This is a genomic window from Bacteroides sp. AM41-16, assembly GCF_003603495.1.
Lineage (GTDB): Bacteria > Bacteroidota > Bacteroidia > Bacteroidales > Bacteroidaceae > Bacteroides > Bacteroides uniformis.
Window position 1 is genome coordinate 41,333 of record NZ_QTNE01000021.1, and the last position, 20,394, is coordinate 61,726.

General features: G+C 49.3%; 14 protein-coding genes and 1 pseudogene. 8 read left to right on the forward strand and 7 right to left on the reverse strand.

Annotation, left to right across the window (positions count from 1 at the left end; all coding sequences use genetic code 11):
• Nucleotides 1-34: 34 nt before the first annotated feature.
• From DW896_RS16680 to DW896_RS16710, 5 genes are all read right to left on the reverse strand, one after another.
• The gene (locus DW896_RS16680; protein ID WP_007569341.1) at nucleotides 35-448 is read right to left on the reverse strand and encodes a single-stranded DNA-binding protein; all 414 of its coding nucleotides are present in this window, start codon (nucleotides 446-448) and stop codon (nucleotides 35-37) included.
• Between the two features lie 468 nt (nucleotides 449-916).
• Nucleotides 917-1,363 (reverse strand): hypothetical protein, encoded by a 447-nt coding sequence (locus DW896_RS16685; protein ID WP_007569346.1) that lies wholly within the window; start codon nucleotides 1,361-1,363, stop codon nucleotides 917-919.
• 817 nt (nucleotides 1,364-2,180) lie between these two features.
• Nucleotides 2,181-2,591, reverse strand: coding sequence for a hypothetical protein (locus tag DW896_RS16700; RefSeq protein WP_007569349.1), 411 nt, complete (start codon nucleotides 2,589-2,591; stop codon nucleotides 2,181-2,183).
• 29 nt (nucleotides 2,592-2,620) lie between these two features.
• Complete coding sequence (locus DW896_RS16705) at nucleotides 2,621-3,145, reverse strand: hypothetical protein (protein ID WP_007569350.1); 525 nt, start codon at nucleotides 3,143-3,145, stop codon at nucleotides 2,621-2,623.
• 452 nt (nucleotides 3,146-3,597) lie between these two features.
• Nucleotides 3,598-8,574, reverse strand: coding sequence for an N-6 DNA methylase (locus DW896_RS16710; RefSeq protein ID WP_007569351.1), 4,977 nt, complete (start codon nucleotides 8,572-8,574; stop codon nucleotides 3,598-3,600).
• Between the two features lie 436 nt (nucleotides 8,575-9,010).
• Between DW896_RS16710 and DW896_RS16715 the strand changes: the two are divergent.
• Nucleotides 9,011-9,649, forward strand: a pseudogene (locus DW896_RS16715) (DUF1016 N-terminal domain-containing protein); the annotation flags it as partial.
• Nucleotides 9,650-9,715: 66 nt separating this feature from the next.
• On the opposite strand, the gene DW896_RS16720 reads toward DW896_RS16715, so the two are convergent.
• Nucleotides 9,716-10,471 carry a LytTR family DNA-binding domain-containing protein gene (locus DW896_RS16720; protein ID WP_007569354.1) on the reverse strand — a complete coding sequence of 252 codons (756 nt, stop codon included), beginning with the start codon at nucleotides 10,469-10,471 and terminating at the stop codon, nucleotides 9,716-9,718.
• Entirely contained in the window at nucleotides 10,468-11,517 is a 1,050-nt protein-coding gene (locus DW896_RS16725; protein WP_229034938.1) for a sensor histidine kinase, read from the reverse strand. The genes DW896_RS16720 and DW896_RS16725 overlap by 4 nt, the downstream gene beginning before the upstream one ends.
• Before the next feature lie 412 nt (nucleotides 11,518-11,929).
• Here DW896_RS16725 and DW896_RS16730 point away from each other — a divergent pair, with 412 nt between their 5' ends.
• The 7 genes from DW896_RS16730 (at nucleotide 11,930) to DW896_RS16760 (ending at nucleotide 20,004) form a co-directional block, all read left to right on the forward strand.
• On the forward strand, nucleotides 11,930-12,469 hold the full coding sequence (locus DW896_RS16730) for a GNAT family N-acetyltransferase (RefSeq protein ID WP_171059046.1): 540 nt from the start codon (nucleotides 11,930-11,932) through the stop codon (nucleotides 12,467-12,469).
• Nucleotides 12,466-13,590: an efflux RND transporter periplasmic adaptor subunit gene (locus DW896_RS16735; protein WP_007569358.1), complete on the forward strand. Its 1,125-nt coding sequence runs from the start codon at nucleotides 12,466-12,468 to the stop codon at nucleotides 13,588-13,590. The genes DW896_RS16730 and DW896_RS16735 overlap by 4 nt, the downstream gene beginning before the upstream one ends.
• Nucleotides 13,587-16,700: an efflux RND transporter permease subunit gene (locus DW896_RS16740; protein ID WP_007569360.1), complete on the forward strand. Its 3,114-nt coding sequence runs from the start codon at nucleotides 13,587-13,589 to the stop codon at nucleotides 16,698-16,700. Before DW896_RS16735 ends, DW896_RS16740 begins: the two co-directional genes overlap by 4 nt.
• Entirely contained in the window at nucleotides 16,701-18,056 is a 1,356-nt protein-coding gene (locus DW896_RS16745) for an efflux transporter outer membrane subunit (RefSeq protein ID WP_044301917.1), read from the forward strand. It begins immediately after the preceding gene.
• Nucleotides 18,057-18,112: 56 nt separating this feature from the next.
• A complete protein-coding gene (locus DW896_RS16750; protein WP_007569362.1) occupies nucleotides 18,113-18,424 on the forward strand; it encodes a helix-turn-helix domain-containing protein in 312 nt (103 codons plus the stop codon).
• Between the two features lie 165 nt (nucleotides 18,425-18,589).
• On the forward strand, nucleotides 18,590-19,426 hold the full coding sequence (locus DW896_RS16755) for a phosphoribosyltransferase family protein (RefSeq protein ID WP_044301992.1): 837 nt from the start codon (nucleotides 18,590-18,592) through the stop codon (nucleotides 19,424-19,426).
• 131 nt (nucleotides 19,427-19,557) lie between these two features.
• Nucleotides 19,558-20,004, forward strand: a complete 447-nt coding sequence (locus tag DW896_RS16760) for an N-acetyltransferase (protein WP_007569366.1) — start codon at nucleotides 19,558-19,560, stop codon at nucleotides 20,002-20,004.
• Nucleotides 20,005-20,394: the final 390 nt, after the last annotated feature.

Genomic DNA, 20,394 nt, shown 5'->3' on the forward strand with positions numbered 1-20,394 from the left:
AGTATTCGCTTATTTTCAAAGGTTTACTCTCTTATCAGAAAGGCAAATCCTCCTTTTCGTCCTGCGGGAAATCTGCAGGAGGAACGGGTGCGCCGTCTGCTCCGCTTACTGCATTGTCCTCTCCGGCTGCCGCGCCTTCCCGCCTTCCGGTATTGATAAAGGCAATACTCTCTGCCGTGATGGAGAGCTGTATCTGGCTCTCGCCGTTCTTGTCTTTCCACAGGGAAGATGACAGCGTGCCGTCAACAAGTATGAGTCTCCCTTTCGTCAGATATTCGGACAAGCGGATATGGTTGTCCTTGTTGCTGCGTACCCTTATCCAAGTGGTGATGTTTTGCCCCTTTGAATAATCGTCAACGGCTATGTCCATAGCCATGAATGAGCCGTGTGCTCCTGAAATTACTTGGCAATCTTTGCCGATGCGTCCGATAGTGTGAACATGTAACATAATAGAAAATTGTTTGTGGCAAGGTGGTTGGTCCTGCCGTTACCTAACTGTTTATTTTTTCCCTCTTTTCGGTTCCTTTCTCTGCCTGAACCGTTCCGGGATTTTATAGATGCGGTACCCGGCTGCCGGTACAGCTTCATACGACGGCTTTTCTTGCCAATTACTCTTCGTAGAAGGAAGAATTTGCAAGAAATACACTTCAAGCCGCCGGATCAAGCGCGGCAGCCTACCTTTGCATCTGAAAAATCGGACGGTGACGGCAGAGAGGAGACCGTAGAGGTTATACATATAATTGATATAAAGGGAAGAGGGCTTCGCCCAAGTATAAGAGCAGAGGAAAAGAGAGAGGTATAAAAGGAAACCGCCAACGGAGTTGCGGTAATTTACAAACGGGTATCGTGCCCTTCACCGACGATGTTGTCATAGGCACGATACCTTATCATAGCTTATTTTGTCAGAACCGGTATCTCAAAGGGAGGAATGCAGCAAATCGCCCATCCTTTGTTCTGGCAAAGTACAAAACCCTCTGACGATAGTATCTCCGTTTACGCCTTCAAGTCCGGCGAACATTTGTAATGCGTCAAACCCTCTGTCGAACTGTTCCATGATGACGGCGGGGGCAAAATGGATAATCCCGTGAGGGTAGCTTTTCGATGTGCCAATCCACCCGCGCAAATAATCATCGAAACAGCCTTCTGCTCTTGACGCATGGAACTCTTGTGAATGGGAACTGCAAATGGTTTTACCGTAGATTTCGTCTCCTAAAATTAAAGTTCCCGTTTGCGGATTGTACATAAAACGCCGATTGGTTATTTGAAGAATATCTATGATTTCCCATTTGACATTGATAACCATCAGGATTTTTTCAACCTGCCTTTTCATGCGTTTGCCTGTTTTACAATTTTTCTTGTCCATCACTTGTCTTTTATGCCGTGAAACATCTGCTTTTTTACCCTTTTTTCGATTCTTCTCTCTGTCTGAACCGTTCCGGGATTTTACAGATGCGGAACACGGCTGCCGACAGGGCTTCATACGGCGGGTTTCCCGGCCAATTACGCTTTCATGGAAAGGAAGAATTTGCGGGGAATGCACTTCAAGCCGCCGGATCAAGCATGGCAGCCGACCTTTGCATCTGGCAAACCGGACGACACCGGCAGAGAGGAGACCGGAACAGACCGGTAAATATGATGGTAAAAAGGGAGTACGGCTTTGCCTGTATAAATGCAGGGGAAGCGAAGTAGAAAAGGGTCCGGCTTGGGCGGGTCCGGCAAGGGTCTGCCGGGGCAAACATGAAAGGGATTCTCCTTATCCGCTCCACGCCTGAATTTCGACCGGGCGGAATGAAAGCGCGGAGCGAATAAGAAGTATCACCGTTTGCCCTTGACGTGGCAGGTCACAAGGGAAAGATACGGAACAGAGGCGGAAAGTCCGAAACCAGCGGCATAAAGACCGGTCGGGCTGTGGAATACCGTGTTGTTTCGACAGGTCGAAGCTCCGGCATGGAACGGCACGATCCGGGCTGCCGCCGGTTTTGAACGGCCTCCCGTACCTTTCCCTGACGACTTGTTACGGCACAGACTTTCCACTGGTTCACGGGGTTGGGAAAGCCGGCGTATAATAGGGAAACAGCCTGAAGGTAAAAAAGGAGTAATCGTACTATAAAAGGTATCGGTTGCCCCGCAATCCGTCCGGAGGGCTTTCGCCCATCGGACAGACCACAGAGGTTATCGGCTTATAGTTTGGGCTTGTTCTTCGGGAGAATGGGGCAAGAAAGTATTATTCTGTAAAATGGCCCCAGCTCGGTCTTTACCGGGTCTTTCGATACCAAGAATGTTGCGCTCTCCTTGACCTTCGCTATATCCAAAATGGTCTTACAGATGTACTTATTCCTCAAACGTGTTCCTCCCCTGTTGAACTGCAGCGGAAAACCTCGCTTGTCAGTGGTTTTGTGCAGAAACCACTCTTTCGGGTTGTTTTCATCACAGCCAAACTCCAGTCGGTCGTTCATTGTGATATTCATTTCTTTTGCCAATTTGGTGGATAGATACATGTTGCCGGTAACGCTGTTGAACCTTATGCTTCTTTTACCTACACGGTTTTCTCTTGTCCGGCAATTCTCGACGTTGTAAATTACAAATTTCATTTTCTTGAATTATTTACGGGTTATACAAATTACATGCTTACGTGGGCGTACCTTTTGGAAAATCCTTCGTGATTGCGGATAGTGTCGGTTATATCGCTTATTCTCCGGTGTATCGCACTTGCGGAAATGCCTGCATAGGCGGAAAGGTGTCTGTATGAACATTTCGCCTCGTACTCTTTCAGTCTGAAAAGCTCGTAGTCCGTTTGGGGATATTTCTTCTTCACAAACAGCAGTATGTCATACACCAGCTTGTCGGAAGCTGCCAGCACCTCGACGGACGGTGTTTCTTCTTCCTGCATGAGCAAAAAGAAATGTTCGTTGTCGGGGAAACAGTAACAACTATCCTTGTGAATACATTTCAGTCTGCACTTTTTGTACACGCCGAAAAAATAAGGCTCGAAGCTCTCGACAGGTATTTCCGAAATCACGACTTCCCGTTTCATCGCCAAATAGGCGTCGTGAAAGGCGTCCTCGTGCAGGTAACGTCCGAATATGTTACGCAATCTCTGATAGTTGTAAACGAACCAGTTGTCAAAAAGCGAATTTTTTTTCATGTTTCAATTTGTTTTTAAGTTTTTTTTATTTCCCTCCGGTTCGAGCGATTACCGGAAAGTTCGATTCTTTTTTCTGCCTCGTCTTTGCATCACGGGGTTTGCAGCAAGGATTCCATGAAAAATACTCTTGGAATGGAATGAGAAGGAAGATTTTTCATCAGGAAAATCGAAGATGGGCCTTGAGGCAAAGTTTTGAGATGCAATCAACTTTGCGGAAAAAAGTGTCGGGCTTTACGGTCGTCGGTTCGTGATAGCATCTCAATCTACAAAGGGGGGGGAAGCGAAAGCCTGCCTATAAAAGACAAGGTGTGTGGTATAAAAGGAGTGGCTGGAGGTACAAGGGGAAGATTCCGTTACAACCGGGTATGGCCGTGGCAGACCGGAAGGTGAAAAAATCCCCTGTCCGGTGTTGTAACCGAACAGAGGGAAAAGGTTAAATCTATGAATTATGGTCATGCCGCTTTGTCGGTGGCCTCGTGTTCGGAAAGGGCGGACTGCGTGCGTTCCGCCTCTTTCATGCTTTCGTCGATCCGATGCTGTAAAGCGTTGCACTCCTGTTTGAGCCTTGCCAACTCGTCCGCCTTGCTCCACTTGCGGGCGATGATTCCCTGCAAAGCGGGTATCTCGCTCTCCAGCTTGGCTATCTTCTGCCGTTGTTCCTCAATCATGCCGGGCAGCTTGGCGAGGGCGGCTTGCGGGTATCGGGAGGATTCCACGAAGCCCAGAGGCAATGCTCCCGATATGCCACAACGGTATTTCAGTCCGCTTACGCCCTCGACGAGGAACGTGTTGCGGTAGAATGTACCGCCCATGTCATACTCGCTGTACACCGACAGGTTCAATCCGGCATACGTGCCTATCGTACCGATTGCCCCGTTGCGGTAGGTCTTGGAAATGCGGTGCAGCTCCCGTCCGGTCTCTTCCGCCGTGGCTTGTGCGAGGTTCAACAGCCGGGTCGTCCGGTCTCCGGTGTAAGAGGTGATATATTCCCAGTCCTGCGTCATGCGTGCCGCCGCACTCTCGGCCTTTGTCATGTCTTCCCGGTTGGCCGCAATCTTACGCTCGGCCCTGATACGGTCTTTCTTGAAAATGGCCTGTTCCTTTTCGAGCTGCATAATCTTATTGTCGAGCTTCGTTTTCTCCAACAGGTCGGTATTTCCCGACAGGAGAGCCACGAACTCGGCGAAATTCATGCCGTTATCCTCGTCCATAGCGTCCTCGTCGATACGGCGCACAGCAATCGTACCGTTGTTAATTTGGTTGATGAACATTTGCTTGGTTTTCAACAGGTTAAATTTGTAAGCGTCGAGCGTCTTTTCCGTTCCGTAAATCACCACGTCCACGGTATTGTTTCCCCAGAGCTTAACGGTGTTGCCTTTGCGTACCGCACGACCGTTGCGCTGCTCCATGTCGGCGGGGCGCCAAGGTATCTCCAGATGATGCACCGCAACGGCCCTTTCTTGGGCGTTTACTCCCGTTCCCAACATCGAGGTAGAGCCGAACAACACCCGTACCCTGCCACTGTTCATGTCCGCAAAAAGTTTCTTTCTCGCCCGTTCGGTCTTGGCGTACTGGATAAACTGGATTTCATCGGCAGGAATCCCCATTGCCACCAGCTTGTCCTTGATGTCGCTATAGATGTTCCACTCGTTCGGCTTGTAAGTGGCAAGGTCGCTGAAGACGAACTGTGTACCACGATTGGCATTTGAACTTACATAATAATCATAAATAGTTCTTGCGCAAATCGAAGCCTTGTTGTTCGGGTCATCAGTAAACTTATCGCCCAACAGACGCATATCAAGAGACATCTTACGGGCCACGTTGGTAGCAACAAGCATTTTTGCCTTGTCGAGATTGTCCGGCTGCGGAATATCCAACCCCAAATCTTCCCATTGTCCGCTGTGCGCAAAGGCGACGAGCCGCCCGATCATTTCCTCCTGTTGGATAGTGGGTGCATGGGAAAGGAAACGCACGTTTTTGTCCGGCACATCGAGGTTTATCATATCGGCTGTACGATAGTCGGTAATCTCCCGCAGGAACATCGCCAGTTCCGGCACTTTGATGTAAGTGCGGAAACGCTCTTTGCGCTTTATCGTACCCGTTACGTTCAGCTCGTAGTCGGCGGCCTTTTTCGTGAAGATAGCCGCCCAAGCGTCGAAACAGCTTACTTGTTGCCGTTTGAGTTCCCTTGGACGCAGATATTTGAACATCACGTACAGTTCGGTCAGCGCATTGACGACCACCGTACCCGACAGGAACGTAGCCCCCAAGTCCTTTCCCGTGCGGCGTTGAATGTCCCGAATGGCAAACAAAAGGTTCATCGCCCTTTGCGAGCCTTGCGCATTGCCGATGCCCGCTACTCTCGTGTGGCGTGTCTGGAACATCAAATTTTTATAGCAGTGGCATTCGTCTACAAAAATGTGGTCTATGCCCATCGAACGGAAATCGATGGTATCGTCTTTCCGGAGGTCTATCTTCATCTGCAGTTCGGCGAGCTTGGCTTCAAGGTTCTGTTTCCGGGTTTCCAGTCCTTTCTGCATCCTGCCGCTCCGGTAACGCATAGTGGATTGCTCCAGCACTTCGAGGCTGCGCTCCACATCGGCCAGTTCTTCCGAGAATATGTCGTACATGGTTTCTTCGGATTGCGGAATCTTGCTAAACTGGTCGTGTGTCAGGATAATGCAATCCCAGTTGTTGTTCTTGATTTTTGAAAACACTTCCTTGCGGTTGGCGGGGGTGAAATCTTCCTTGCCCGGATAGAGCACCTTGGCCGTGGGGTATGCCTTTCGGAATGTATCGGCAATCTCGTGTACATTGGCTTTCAGCCCGATAATGAGGGGTTTCTGCACCAGTCCGAGACGTTTCATTTCGTATGCGGCCACGCACATAATCATCGTCTTGCCCGTGCCGACCTCGTGCCAGCAGATACCGCCGCCGTTCTGCTTAATCATCCAGATAGCGTCTTTCTGTGAGGGATAAAGTTCTTTGTACGGGAACAGCTCGAAAGAGAGGCCGGGGAACGTCTGCGCCGAGCCGTCGTAGTGCGGACGCACGTAACAATTGAAGCGCTCGTTGTATGTCCTTACCAGTTCGTCCCGGACTTCCAAAGGCTCATCGTCAAGCCACCGGTTGAAACGGTCTCTAATTTCCTGTATCTTGGCGGCGGCCTCCTGCATGGCTTCCTCGTCCGGCACACGTATTTTGCTGCCGTTCCGGTATTCCTCTTTCGTTATCTCAGGTACGGTATCGTGCAGGGCGTGTACAAACAAGTCCTCGCCGTTGTAATTGCGCACGGAATAGGTATTGTATGCCACGGGCGAATATCCCTGCAGCCGAATCAAGTAGGTATCGTTCACGTCGAAATACATCACGTCCGCACCCACTCCGAATAGGTCGGAGGCGAAATCGGCGTACAGCTTCGTATCTATCCACCGCTCGCCCATGTTGATGTCGAGTTCTTCATAGGGTATCGGTTCGGGTATGGTGTTCTCCAGTGCCTTTGCGGACGCTTCGGCCCATTCTTTCTCCTTGCCTGCGAGATTCGGGAGAAAGGAAAGCGTCTCTTCCTGCTTGGCGATGATGTTTCCGGAGAGGAACTTTCCTTTGTGCTCCCATTCCCCATTGGCCGGATTGTAGAAAATTTCCCCTTGCAGGGCTTCGATGATTTCTTCTTCCTCCTTGTTCGTGGCTTGTGCCATGTAGCCCATATCGACCTTGCCGTAAAAGTTCAGGCTGCTTGCCAAGGCTTCCACGGGGGACAGCGTTACGGCGGTGTCTATCTTCTTGAAAGCTACAGGTTCACGCATAACGTCGGCTTTGAAGATGTCCCTGCCGACCTGCATTTCTATCGTGAACACCTCCGTACCGAGGCTGTCGAGCAAGATAAACTCCTTGTTGTCGTTGTCGTGGAAAAATCCCCATTTGGCAATAAAAGCGTCGTATAGGGTGTTGAGTTGTTTACGCAGTTCCGAGCACTCCTTTTGTTCTTCCCGTTCCCTGCCGGACAGCTCGAAATACACCTTGCGTATGGGGAAATAGTCGGCGGCCCTGTCCGTATTTACCTTGCCCTCGTCCACGGGTACGAAATCAACGGCTGTCTCCGTGTAACGGCTCGACTTACGAAACCGAAGCGTACCTACCTGCCCCTCGAAAACGACCATTGCGCCGTTCTTCATCCATGTTTCCATGTCCTCCGTGTAGGCACGTATGCCTTTGACCGTCTGCGGCTCGCCGAAAAGAGACATCTGCACGGGGGTGTTGTCCTGGCCGTGATTGGCAAAAAGAGCCTTGCGAAAATAGCGGTCGAAATCGTATTTGAGCAGTGCGGAAAGGTATTGGGACATGGCGTTTCCATCGCCTAACCACTGGTATTTGCGGACGTACTTACCGAACTGGTTCAGCGCAATGCGACTGTCCGTGGCAAGGGCGGTCTTGGGGAGGGTAAAGATTTTGTTCGCATAGTCGGTCATCGTTCCTGCCGTGTCGACCTTTTCCTTGGAGACCTGCAAAAACATCTTCTCCCGTAACGAGAGCGTCGCCTTGCGGCTGTGCTTTTGGAATATCAAAAGGTCGCTCCCTACCTCTATGCCGCTCGTCTGCATGAAAAGGGTATCGGGTAGCCGTAAGGCCGTTATGAGGTCGGCATGATTGACGAGGTACTCGCGCACGAACTTGTTGCCCGGCGTGTCGGCAATTCCTCTCGGCGCAACGAACGCCAGCAGTCCGCCCTCGTTCAACAGTTCCATTGCCTTGACAAAAAAGTAGTTGTGTATGGTCTTGGCTGACTGTTCGTACATGCCGCCTTTCTTCCACATTTCCGCATCGAACACCCGGAAATTGCCGAACGGGATATTCGAGGCGATAACATCGAAGCTCTCATGCTCCAGATGCTGGTCGGCTATCGTCTCGAAGCCTGCCGTTACCGTGGTCGCCTCGTCATACAGAAGCGACAGGATAAGCCCCGTAAGACAATCTTTTTCAAAAGCGTAGCTGCGAGTGCCGGGCATGGAGACGGGCAGAAAGCCGCCAATTCCCGCACTGGGTTCAAGAAAGGTACTCATTTGCAGGCAGTTATCCTTGAATGTAGCGTGTATCTGCCGGGTTACTGCGTCCACGAGGAATTTCGGTGTGTAAAAAGCAGTCAGGACGGAGGATTTTATACTGTTGATGACGGCTTGCCGCATGGCGTCGTCATAATAGGGATATGCGCCTATCAAGTCCTGCAGCTTGCGGATAGGCTCGGCCACATCATCGCTGACGGTATGCTCCGTTCCTATATTCAATACATCTTTAATCCCCCCGAAACCGGAATATCGGGATAATACCTCTTTCTCTTCGTCAGTGGCTTGTCGGTCGTCGATACGGACTTTCATTGCCGTTGCAATGGCTTCCACGTTTGCCACCAGTGATTTTAATTTGCTGTAACTCATAATTTAACCTTGTTTGTTTCCCTTTATTCGGCCTGTTTGCGGCCTCCGGGATTATTTTTCTGCCTCTTGAAGGTGGCAGGGACAATCGGACAAGGCTGAAGCGAAAAAATACGCTCGACAACGGAGAGGAAGATTTTTGCGCCTCACTCGCGGCGCAGCCGGCATTGGCAAGATTGGAACGGCCCGTTACCTTCGCGGAAAAATAATACCCCGCAGGTCGCTGCAAGGCTGGGCACGGAAACCGACAGCTAAAAGAGGGAGGAAAATGCGTACAAGGGAGAAAGGACGGAACGGGTATAGAAAAGGGAGAAAGCGTCGTACAACGGGGAATGCTGCCGACAGACCGGAAATCCGGAGAAGATGGGATAAGACAAGGGAATCCTGTGCATAATCAAAAGAAAAACTTACCCCTGTAACCGATTATAATGAATAACCTATGACTGAAAAGAATACTCCCATCTTATCTCCCGAATATCTCGATTTCAGAAACGAGATAACCTCCCGCATCCGGTCGCCCCAATACGAGGCATTGAAGGCCGTAAACAAAGAGATGATCGCCCTGTATTGGGAAATCGGCAGGCGGATTACCGAACAACAAGCGGCCTTGGGCTGGGGAAAATCCGTCATGGAGAACCTTTCGCGGTACATACAAAAGGAGTTTCTGGGTATAAAGGGATTCGGTGTTTCCAACATGTGGGACATGGCCCGTTTTTATACCGAATACCGGTCGAATGAAATTCTCCAACCGTTAGTTGGAGAAATTAGCTGGTCGAAGCACATCGTCATTCTGACCAAGTGCAAAGAGATGCAACAACGGCAATTCTACATCTTGTCAACCAAGAAATACGGCTGGACGAAAGATGTACTTATCAACAAGATAGAAGCAAAGACCTACGAAAATTATCTGCTCGGTCAGAGCAACTTCGACATGACCTTGCCGGAGAAGATAAAGAACCAGGCCATACTTGCCCTGAAAGACGAATATACATTCGACCTTGTGGGCCTTTCGAAAGAACATTCCGAATACGAACTGGAACAAGCGATTATAAAGAATATCCGCGCGTTCCTCATGGAGTAGCGAGATATTCAGTTTTTTCTAACTGAAAGTGAGTACAGAAATGTTATCATAGCATGGCAGAGACTATTTGTCAATCCACTCTTTTAGCCGTTGAGCCTTCTCTTTACTAACGGTTATTTTTGTGTTCGGATACCCTTTTAAGCGGACAATAAGTTTCCCTCCGAAATAATTAGAAAGAAACAATACGTATTCTATGTTAATTATGTATTGGCGGTTGGCACGGAAGAAGCAATCAGGATTGAGTTGCTGTTCGAGTTCGTCCATTGACATATTGACAACTTCTGAAGTTCCATTATTAAGACGAAGGTATACCGTCTTGTTTTCGGTTTCGATATGGTTGATGTCCGAAACACGTACGGTCTTATACCCGTCACGATAGGGCAACAGGAAACGTTCCCGATAGCGGAACTGGTTCTTCTGCAACGAATCGAAAAGCTGCCGGAGATTTTCGTCAGCATAATTCTTGCCAGCTTTGGTAGCTTTATCTATGGCAGCTTCAAGTTCATCGGCATCCAAAGGCTTCAGAAGATAGTCAAAGCTATTGAACTTGAAAGCCTGTACCGCATATTCATCGTATGCGGTGGTGAATATGATTGGAACGGTTGCCGGAGCATATTTAAGCGCTTCAAAACTCAGGCCGTCAGTAAGGCGGATATCCGCAAGGATGAGGTCTGTTGTTTTGCCTGATTGGAAAAAATCGACCGCCTCTTTGATATTTGTAAGTGGTCCTTCAATTATAAACGTCGTATCAATGTCGTTCAGCAATCTAATGAGACGCATGGCATTGCGCTGTTCGTCTTCAAGAATCAGTATCTTCATAGGGACTGTTTTTTTATGATGGGCAAACTCACCGAATAGAAGTTCTCGGCATTTTCTATCTTGACTTTTTTATCGCAGAGCAACGAATAACGCTCTATTATGTTTTTATGACCCAAGCCGGTCGATTCCATTTTTGAGAGCAAGGGAGATTTAAGGTTGCGCACTGTGATATAGTCGTCAGACAACGTGATGTCAATAAACAACGGATTTTCCATCGAAAAACCGTTATGCTTTATTGCATTCTCCACAAGAAGTTGCAACACGGCCGGGGGAAGGTATCCTTTGCATTCTTTCAGTTCGAGGCTGATGTTCGTGACGACCCCTCCGACGTGGCGCACCTGCATCAGATACAAGTATGATTCAAGGAACTTTATCTCATCTCTGACGGGAATCAGATTCCGGTCCAGATTGGTGATGATGTACCGGTACACTTTCGACAGGTTACTCAGGAACTTGCCGGCAAGTTTGGTATCTTCCTCTATCAATTCCAGCAGGTTGTTGAAGTTGTTGAACATGAAGTGCGGATTAATTTGCAGCTTCAGCGAGTTGAGTTGCGACTGTAAGGCAATCTCCTTCTCCTTCATCAGTGCCATTTCAAGAGCCTGCTTCTCATCGCGCGCCCTGATGTATGACTGGAGGTAGAATGTGTTGGCATAAACGCTTGATATGAAAGTGGCTATCATGGCAAAAGTGTAAGCCCCCTTCATGTTGATCAGTTCGTCAAGAAGCCCGTTGCCGGTTTCATCCCACAAAAGATTGAACAGAGATGTCATGCCGAACGTAACGAGGTTATTCAGCGTCAAAAGACAGGAAGCATAGACAATCACCCACACATAAGATGTTCTGAACGGCAAAATCTTAAAAACAAGGTAAGAGAACCCCAAGGATATGTAGGTAAAGAGCATACACAACAAAAAATCGACGACATAATCGACTGTCGCCATTCCCGGTAATTGGTTGGCGGTTTCGTCATCAAGAATTAACCATATAATAAGGTAGAGGATATAGGAAACGAGCGATAGCAGGAAGCCGTTCCGCCAGTTCATTATTTTTACATTTTCTTTGATCATATTTGGTTGCAAAGTTACTTCATGTTGCAAAGGTACGACTTTGCTTTTTCATTTGATAGGTCGAAACCGGATGAAACAGACAAAACAGCAGTTGAAACAGATAAAAGGAGTGTCGAGACAGATGGTTCTATCATTTATACTGTATTCGATGCTTGCATAATGAACGTAGATTGCCAAAACAGGGTATGATTTTGGTAATCTGTAGGAAGGTGACGCATCAAGAAGCATGGCTTAACTGCCCAAAGATGTGCATCTTTGAAAAGAGCATTTACAATGACATTTCAGAAGCCATTTTAGCTGTTTTATAAATGTTTTTTTCCGTTTCGACTGCATGCCGGTTGTCGGCAAATTGGGTATGGAATATCTTTGCAGCCAAAATTGGCGACTTATGATTATTGAAACAGAACACCTTATCATCAGAGATTTTCAGGAGAAGGATGCCGTTGGTTTGCTGGAATACCTCTCCCATCCGCGTGTCAACTGCTTCGTGAGCGAACGCTTGTGCTCTGAAGAGTCTGCACTGGCTTATATATCCAATACTCCAAAGGAGTTGCTGCGCTATGCCGTGTGCCTGAAGGAAGACGATTTCATAATCGGTGATGTTTTTGCATTGCGTGAAGAAGCCGACACATTCAACGTGGGCTGGCATTTCAACCAACGCTTCGAGGGCAAGGGATTGGCGCATGAAGCGGCAACGGAATTTCTGGATTACCTTTTCCGTGAAGCAGGCGCACGTCGCATCTACGGCTTTGTGGAGGATGACAACCTGCGGTCGAAAAGATTGTGCGAACGTCTCGGAATGAGATATGAAGGATGCATGAAGGAATTCATATCGTTTGTGTGCCATCCCGATGGAACACCACGGTATGAGGACACCTGCATTTATGCGGTATTGAATAAGGAATGGAAAAACAATAAGAACAGATGATGAATAGAAGAACATGGATAGCCGGCATCACGGTAACAAGCCTGCTGGCTGCATTATTGACAGCCTGCAAACAAGAACAGAGGGAACAGGAAATGAGACAGACATTGCCCGTCATGGTGGTTTCTTCCCGGGCAGTTGAATTTCAAGAAAGTTATTCCGCCTCCATCCGTGGGCGGCAGGATGTGGACATAGTACCCCAAGTGTCGGGCCGTATCACCCGCCTGTGTGTGAAAGAAGGGGAGCAGGTTAAGACGGGACAAGTGCTTGCCGTCATCGACCAAGTGCCCTATCAGGCAGCCTTGCGCACCGCACAGGCAAACGTCAGCGCAGCACAGGCAAAAGTGGAAACGGCACGGATCGAGCTGCAAGGCAAGCAAGCCTTGTTTGATGAGAAAGTCATATCCGATTACGAACTCTCTCTTGCCCGCAACGGGCTGGCGGTAGCACTTGCCGAACTCGAACAGGCAAAGGCTCAGGAAACGGATGCCCGCAACAATCTCTCCTATACCGAGATAAAAAGTCCCAGCAACGGAGTGGTAGGCACGCTTCCTTTCCGCATCGGCGCACTTGTCAGTCCCGGCATGACGCAGCCCTTCACGGTAGTTTCCGACAATGCGGAAATGTACGCCTATTTCTCCGTCTCCGAAAACAAGCTGCGTCAGTTCAGGACACAATACGGTTCCATAGACAAGATGATTTCCCAAATGCCGGAAGTCGGCCTGCAACTGAATGACGGCACGTTCTACGGACGGAAGGGACGCATAGAGACTGTCAGTGGCGTGGTCAATGCCACCACCGGGGCGGTGCAAATCAAAGCCCGCTTCCCCAACCCCGACCGTGAGCTGCTGAGCGGCACCATCGGCAATATCGTCCTGCAAGGAGTGGATGCGGATGCCATCCTGCTGCCCAAGACCGCCACCGTGGAATTGCAGGACAAGATTATCGCCTACCGCCTCAGAAACGGAAAGGCCGAAGCAGCCTACCTGACCGTGGACCGTCTGAACGATGGTAACCACTTCGTGGTGAAGCAAGGTGTGTCCGTGGGCGACACCATCATCACCGAAGGGGTAGGACTTGTAAAGGAAGGAATGATTGTTACACCTAAAAACGTAACCCCATGAATCTACGATTTTTCATAGACCGCCCGGTATTCTCGGGCGTTATTTCCGTGGTGATTGTCTTGATGGGACTCATCGCCATCAAAGTGCTCCCGGTGGAGCAATATCCCGACATTGCACCGCCTACTGTCAACGTGTTCTGTACCTATCCCGGTGCGAATGCCGAAACCGTGCAGAAAGCGGTAATCGTCCCGCTTGAGGAAGCCATTAACGGAGTGGAGGACATGATCTACATGACCTCTACCGCATCCAACACGGGCGATGCTTCCATCAACATCTATTTCAAGCAGGGTGCCAACGCGGACATGGCGGCGGTGAACGTGCAGAACCGTGTGAATGGCGCGTTAAGCCAGCTTCCGGCGGAAGCCACCAAAAGCGGCGTCACGACAGAGAAACAGCAGAATGCCGAGCTGATGACTTTCGCGCTTTACTCACCCGACGACCGTTTCGACCAGACTTTCCTGAACAATTACATGAAAATCAATGTCGAGCCACGGGTGAAACGTATAGGCGGTGTCGGAAAGGCACAGCTGTTCGGCTCGAACTACAGTATGCGTTTGTGGCTCAAACCGGACAAGATGGCGGGGTACGGGCTTATCCCGGATGATATTTCGGCGGTATTGGCACGGCAGAACATTGAGGCCGCCACCGGTTCTTTCGGACAGAACTCCGACGGGGCAAACGAGTACACGATGAAATACCGGGGCAGGCTCTCGACTGCGGAAGAGTTCGGCGAACTGGTGGTCAAGTCCCTGCCCGGCGGCGATGTATTGCGATTGAAAGAGGTCGCGGATATAGAGCTGGGCGATGAGTATTACAATTATTCATCCGAAGTGAACGGACATCCGGCAGCCATGATGATGATAAACCAGAAATCCGGTTCGAACGCATCAAGCACCATCAATGAGATACACGAGGTACTCGATGACCTCAGCCGCGATTTGCCCGAAGGGGCAGAGTTTGTGGTGCTTACCGACACCAACAAGTTCCTGAATGCCTCCATCCATTCTGTCATCAGGACGCTTATCGAGGCGATACTTTTAGTCATCGTGGTGGTGTATGTGTTCTTACAGGACATCAAGTCCACGCTGATTCCCACGATTTCTATCTTCGTGTCCATCATCGGAACGTTTGCCGTAATGTCACTGATAGGCTTTTCCATCAACCTGCTTACGCTTTTCGCCCTTGTGCTTGCCATAGGCACGGTGGTGGACGATGCCATCGTGGTGGTGGAAGCCGTGCAGGCGAAGTTCGACGAGGGGTATCAGTCTCCGGTGCTTGCCGCCGATGATGCCATGAAGGGCGTGTCGTCGGCCATTCTGACCTCCACCCTTATTTTCATGGCGGTGTTCTTCCCTGTGGGCATGATGGGCGGTACTTCAGGGGCGTTCTATACGCAGTTCGGTATCACGATGGCGGTTGCCGTGGGCATTTCGGCCATCAATGCCTTCACCCTTTCTCCGGCATTGTGCGCCCTGCTGCTGAAGCCTTACATTGACGAGCACGGGAACACGAAGAACAACTTCGCGGCACGCTTCCGCAAGGCATTCAATGCGGTTTTTGACCGTTTGAGCCGTCGTTATGTGCGCGGTGTGCTATATGTCATTCATCGCAGGTGGCTGCTGTGGGGCACTATCGCGGTATCGTTCGGGCTGTTGGTGCTTTTTGTCAATACGACCAAGACCGGACTTATTCCTGAAGAAGATACAGGCACGGTCATGGTCAGCATGAACACGAAACCCGGTACATCCATGGCGCAGACCGGCAAAACCCTAAAACGTATAAACAGCCGTCTTGACAGTATCGCAGAGATTGAATACAACGGTACTGTGGCAGGCTTTTCTTTCAGTGGCTCGGGACCTTCGCAGGCCATGTCTTTTCTCACTCTCACGGATTGGGACGAGCGCAAAGGGGAAGGGCAGTCGGTGAACGATGTAATAGGCCGTATTTATGCCGCCACCGCCGATATTCCCGATGCCACCGTATTCGCCATGTCGCCCCCGATGATTGCCGGATATGGGATGGGCAACGGTTTTGAACTGTACTTGCAGGACAAAAACGCCGGAGACATAACCGCCTTCAGCCAAGTGACCGACCGGTTTGTGGAAGCGTTGTCGGGCAGACCGGAGATCGGTGAGGTCTATTCATCGTTCGCGGCTGATTATCCGCAATACTGGGTGGATATAGATGCTGCCAAATGCGAACAGTCCGGTGTGTCTCCTTCCGATGTCCTGTCAACACTCTCGGGATATTTTTCGGGAGAATATGTATCGAATTTCAACCGCTTCTCAAAACTGTACCATGTCACCATGCAGGCTCCTGCCGAATATCGCATGGACACCGAATCGTTGGACGGCATGTATGTCCGTACTTCCGACGGCTCCATGTCGCCGTTGAGCCATTTTGTCCGTCTTACCAAGACCAACGGTCCGTCGGACCTGACCCGCTTCAATATGTTCAATGCCATTTCCATCAGCGGGTCGCCGGCAACAGGATACAGTTCGGGACAGGTATTGAAGGCCATAAGGGAAACTGCCGACCACGTTCTCCCGTCAGGTTACACCTACGAGTTGGGAGGGTTGTCGCGCGAAGAAAGCAATACGACGAACAATGCCGTGTGGATATTCGTGCTGTGCATGGTCTTGATATACCTCATACTGTGTGCCCTCTATGAAAGCGTGTTCATCCCGTTTGCCGTGTTGCTGTCCGTGCCTTGCGGTTTGATGGGCAGCTTCCTGTTCGCGGGACTGTTCGGGCTGGAGAACAACATCTACATGCAGACCGGACTGATTATGATTATCGGGCTGCTTGCCAAGACAGCCATTCTGCTGACCGAATATGCCGGCAAGCGGCGGTCGGAAGGCATGACCCTCGCGCAGGCGGCATACAGTGCGGCAAAGGTTCGCCTGCGCCCCATCCTGATGACCGTATTGTCTATGGTGTTCGGACTCGTTCCGCTGATGATGGCTCATGGTGTGGGTGCCAACGGCAGCCGCTCGCTCGCCACGGGCGTAATCGGAGGTATGATAGTAGGTACGCTGGCACTGCTGTTCCTCGTACCGTCACTGTTCATCACATTTCAATATATTCAAGAACGGATTAAACGTAATTAAATGAAGAAGATCATCTTATTTACCATATCAACCTTGATGCTTACCGGCTGTGGCACATACAGCCGGTATCATCGGGCTGACATTCCGACAGAGAAGCTGTACCGGAACATCCCGGCTGGCATTGATACAACAACGCTTGCATCCATGTCATGGCGGGAGATGTTTACCGACCGTAAACTTCAGTTTTTGATTGAGACAGGACTCCGGCAGAATACCGACCTCAATGTGGCACGCCTGCGAGTGGAAGCGGCAGAAGCCGCCCTGATGACAGCCAGACTGTCGTACCTCCCTTCATTGGGAATCAGTGCGGAAGGCAGTGGAAACAAATATGACGGAGCTACGGCAAAGGCGTACAATGTGGGAGCGTCCGCAAGTTGGGAGCTTGAATTATTCGGCAAACTTACGGCAGCAAAGCGTGGTGCGGTTGCCGCATTGCAAGGAAGTCGTGACTACCGGCAGGCCGTACAGACACAGCTTGTCGCTACGATAGCGGACAGTTACTATACCCTCGCCCTGCTTGATGCGCAAAAGGTGATAAATCATCGGACTTTGGAAAACTGGCAGGCTACCGTGCGCACACTTGAAGCGTTGAAAAAGGTGGGCAAGGCGAATGATGCCGGTGTGTTGCAGGCAAGGGCAAACGTGATGCAGCTGGAATCATCGCAACAGGCTATATGCAAAAGTATCTCTGAGACAGAAAACGCCTTGTCGGCGATACTTGCCATGCCGTCGCACTCGATTGAGCGGAGCGATTTGGCAGAAGCGTCTTTCCCCGATACAATCTCTGTCGGAGTTCCTTTGCTGTTATTATCCAATCGTCCTGATGTTCGTCGGGCTGAAATGGAACTGGCTCAAGCGTTCTACGCCACCAATGTAGCCCGCTCGGCCTTCTACCCCAATATCACTCTTTCGGGTACATTGGGCTGGACCAACAATGGAGGCGGGGTAATCACCAATCCCGGACAGTGGCTGTTCAATGCAATCGCTTCGCTGACACAGCCGTTATTCAACCGTGGAACAAATATCGCTAATTTGAAAATTGCTCAAACCCGTCAGGAAGAAGCCAGATTGTTATACCAACAGTCATTACTGAACGCGGGGAAAGAGGTGAATGATGCCTTAACCGCATGGCAGACGGCAAAATCGCAATTTGAAATAAACACCCATCAGGTTGAAACCTTGCGTGAAGCTGTGCGAAAGACGGAACTGTTGATGCGCCATTCCGGTACCACCTATCTGGAAATATTAACTACCCAACAGTCACTCCTTGAAGCAGAGACAAACCGGTTGCAAACCAGCTTTGACCGCATACAGAGTATTATCAAACTTTATCATGCACTGGGAGGTGGAATATAAATTAGAATCGGGTATCGAAAATACCTTTTGACATTGATTACGGAATCAGAATTGCAATGGAAGTTATTAGTGGGACATGGAAAAGTTGTATCATTTTTGAGCTAAGCGATGGGGCTAAATGTCCGAGCAAATTACACAAATTGTTTCCTGAAGCCAATGCTCGTGTTATAAATCAGCAATTAAAGAAATTGGAAATGTATGGAATCATAGAGAAGAAAATATTTGCGGAACTTCCCCCACATTCCGAATACTCGATTACTCCGATAGGTGAAACCCTTTTGCCTATCATTGAGAAACTGGAAGAGTGGGGCAATTTCTTTCGTCCCAATATGGAAAAAATATTAGGAATGTCAGCAGACAAAATGTAATTCATTCCTTTGCTTATATATTACACAGTAATAAATTGCATAAATACATGAAAACAAGATATTTCGAGAAGACATTGAAACAGGTGAACGGCAGGTGCAAAGCTCCCGTGGCAGAGAAAACTGCCGGTTGTACAGGTATGTCGGAATAACCTTATCCCAATGAATATGGAAGCAAAGCTCTGGTTCATGGTTTTGTGCGGCCTTGCAGTCCTGCTGTCGTATCTTGCCGGTTTCTGGCGACGGAAGACTGCAGCTGCTGCGTTCGCAGCAGCACGAGCAGCCGCTACCGCCAAAGAGCGCGACCGTTATTGCCGTCTGGCGGTACTGGCGGGCCATCGGGAAGCCTGCCTCATGTTCTGTTTCGCCCGTTCGGACTTTTTCGAGGACCATCAGCCGCTCAAGCCGTTCAAATCGCACGGAATAAAAGTCGCTTTCTATGGGTATTACTATCCTTCACGGTACGCCGACCTGATCGACGATGAACAGCGGGCGTTCTGCTGTTCCCTCTACCAGTTCAAAGAGGGCGAAAATCACGGTATCGAGTTTTTTAAGGCGTGCATGTCCGTCTTGAATTTGGCCGATGCCCCTTACCACATCCTGTTTATGCCGTGCAGCGACGAGTTCAAGTATGCCCGGCGATTCAAACGGCTCGACTGGTACATCACAACCCACCGGCCGGACCTAAGTTCGGGCTTATATGATGTCGATGTGTTCGAGTCACGCGACAGCTTGCACGAGGCGAAAGGCGGCGAAAACCGTATCCTCGAAAGGAACTACCGTATCACGGGGAATATCGAAGGGAAACAGATTATCATCGTGGACGACGTGCTGACAAGCGGACAGAGTATGGCCGACTACAAGGAGGAGATAGAAAGGTGCGGCGGCAAGGTGGTGGCGGCCATCTTCTATGGAAAAACCGTTACCCGGCCGCCTCTGCTTCTGATAAAGGCGCACGTGTGGGGTGGCTGCATCGTGAACAAAATCAAGGAACTGACGAAATGAAAGAATGACTATTGTTGAAATTCGTTTGAACATCATCGGGAAAAAGCCTTATCCTTTTTATCAAGGGGTGGTAGAAAGGGGACTTGAACACTTGGAAACGGTTTTGGAACATTGGAAAAAGAATATATGACATGGAAATAAAACTTATTACTTCTAACAAGAAACAATTCTTGGATTTGCTGTTGTTGGCAGATGAACAAGAAAGCATGATAGACAAATATCTGGAACGAGGTGAGATGTTTGCCCTCTATGATGACGGTCTGAAGGCTATCTCTGTAGTGACGTGTGAAGGAGAGGGTATTTACGAAATAAAAAACATAGCCGTTTGTCCCTCCTCCCAACGCAAAGGATACGGAAAACGGCTGGTTGATTATCTCTTTGGATACTATCAGGGCAGATGTTCCGTCATGCTTGTCGGTACGGGAGATACGCCATCTACACTCTCTTTCTACGAACATTGCGGCTTTCGTATCTCACACCGACTGAAAAATTTCTTCACGGATAATTACGATCATCCGATTTATGAGGATGGAAAGCTGCTTACCGACATGGTGTACTTGCGGAAAGATTTCTCTTAATTCATATTTTGAATGGAATCTCATTTTTCACATCATTTATTATAAGTGATTTGTGATTATTGAATTATATCTCTATTTTTGGAAACGTAATTTTAATTTTCCCGAAAAACCAAGAATAATAGGGACAAGTATTTTTAGTCATTACATTAAAACATTATAATTTATGAAGAAAATCGTATTGACTTGTGTCCTCGTTTTTTCAGCCTGCTGTGTGACCCTGTTTGCACAAAAGGACAAAAAAGAAAAGGAAACAGTGAAAATAGAATGTTGTTGCGAGGACTGTACCTGCCGCAAGTGTAAATGCGATACGGACTGCTCGGAATGCAGAGGTTGTCGCAAGAATGAAGAATGCAGAAGTTGCGTAGATTGTGATCATGAAGGTCGTTGCTG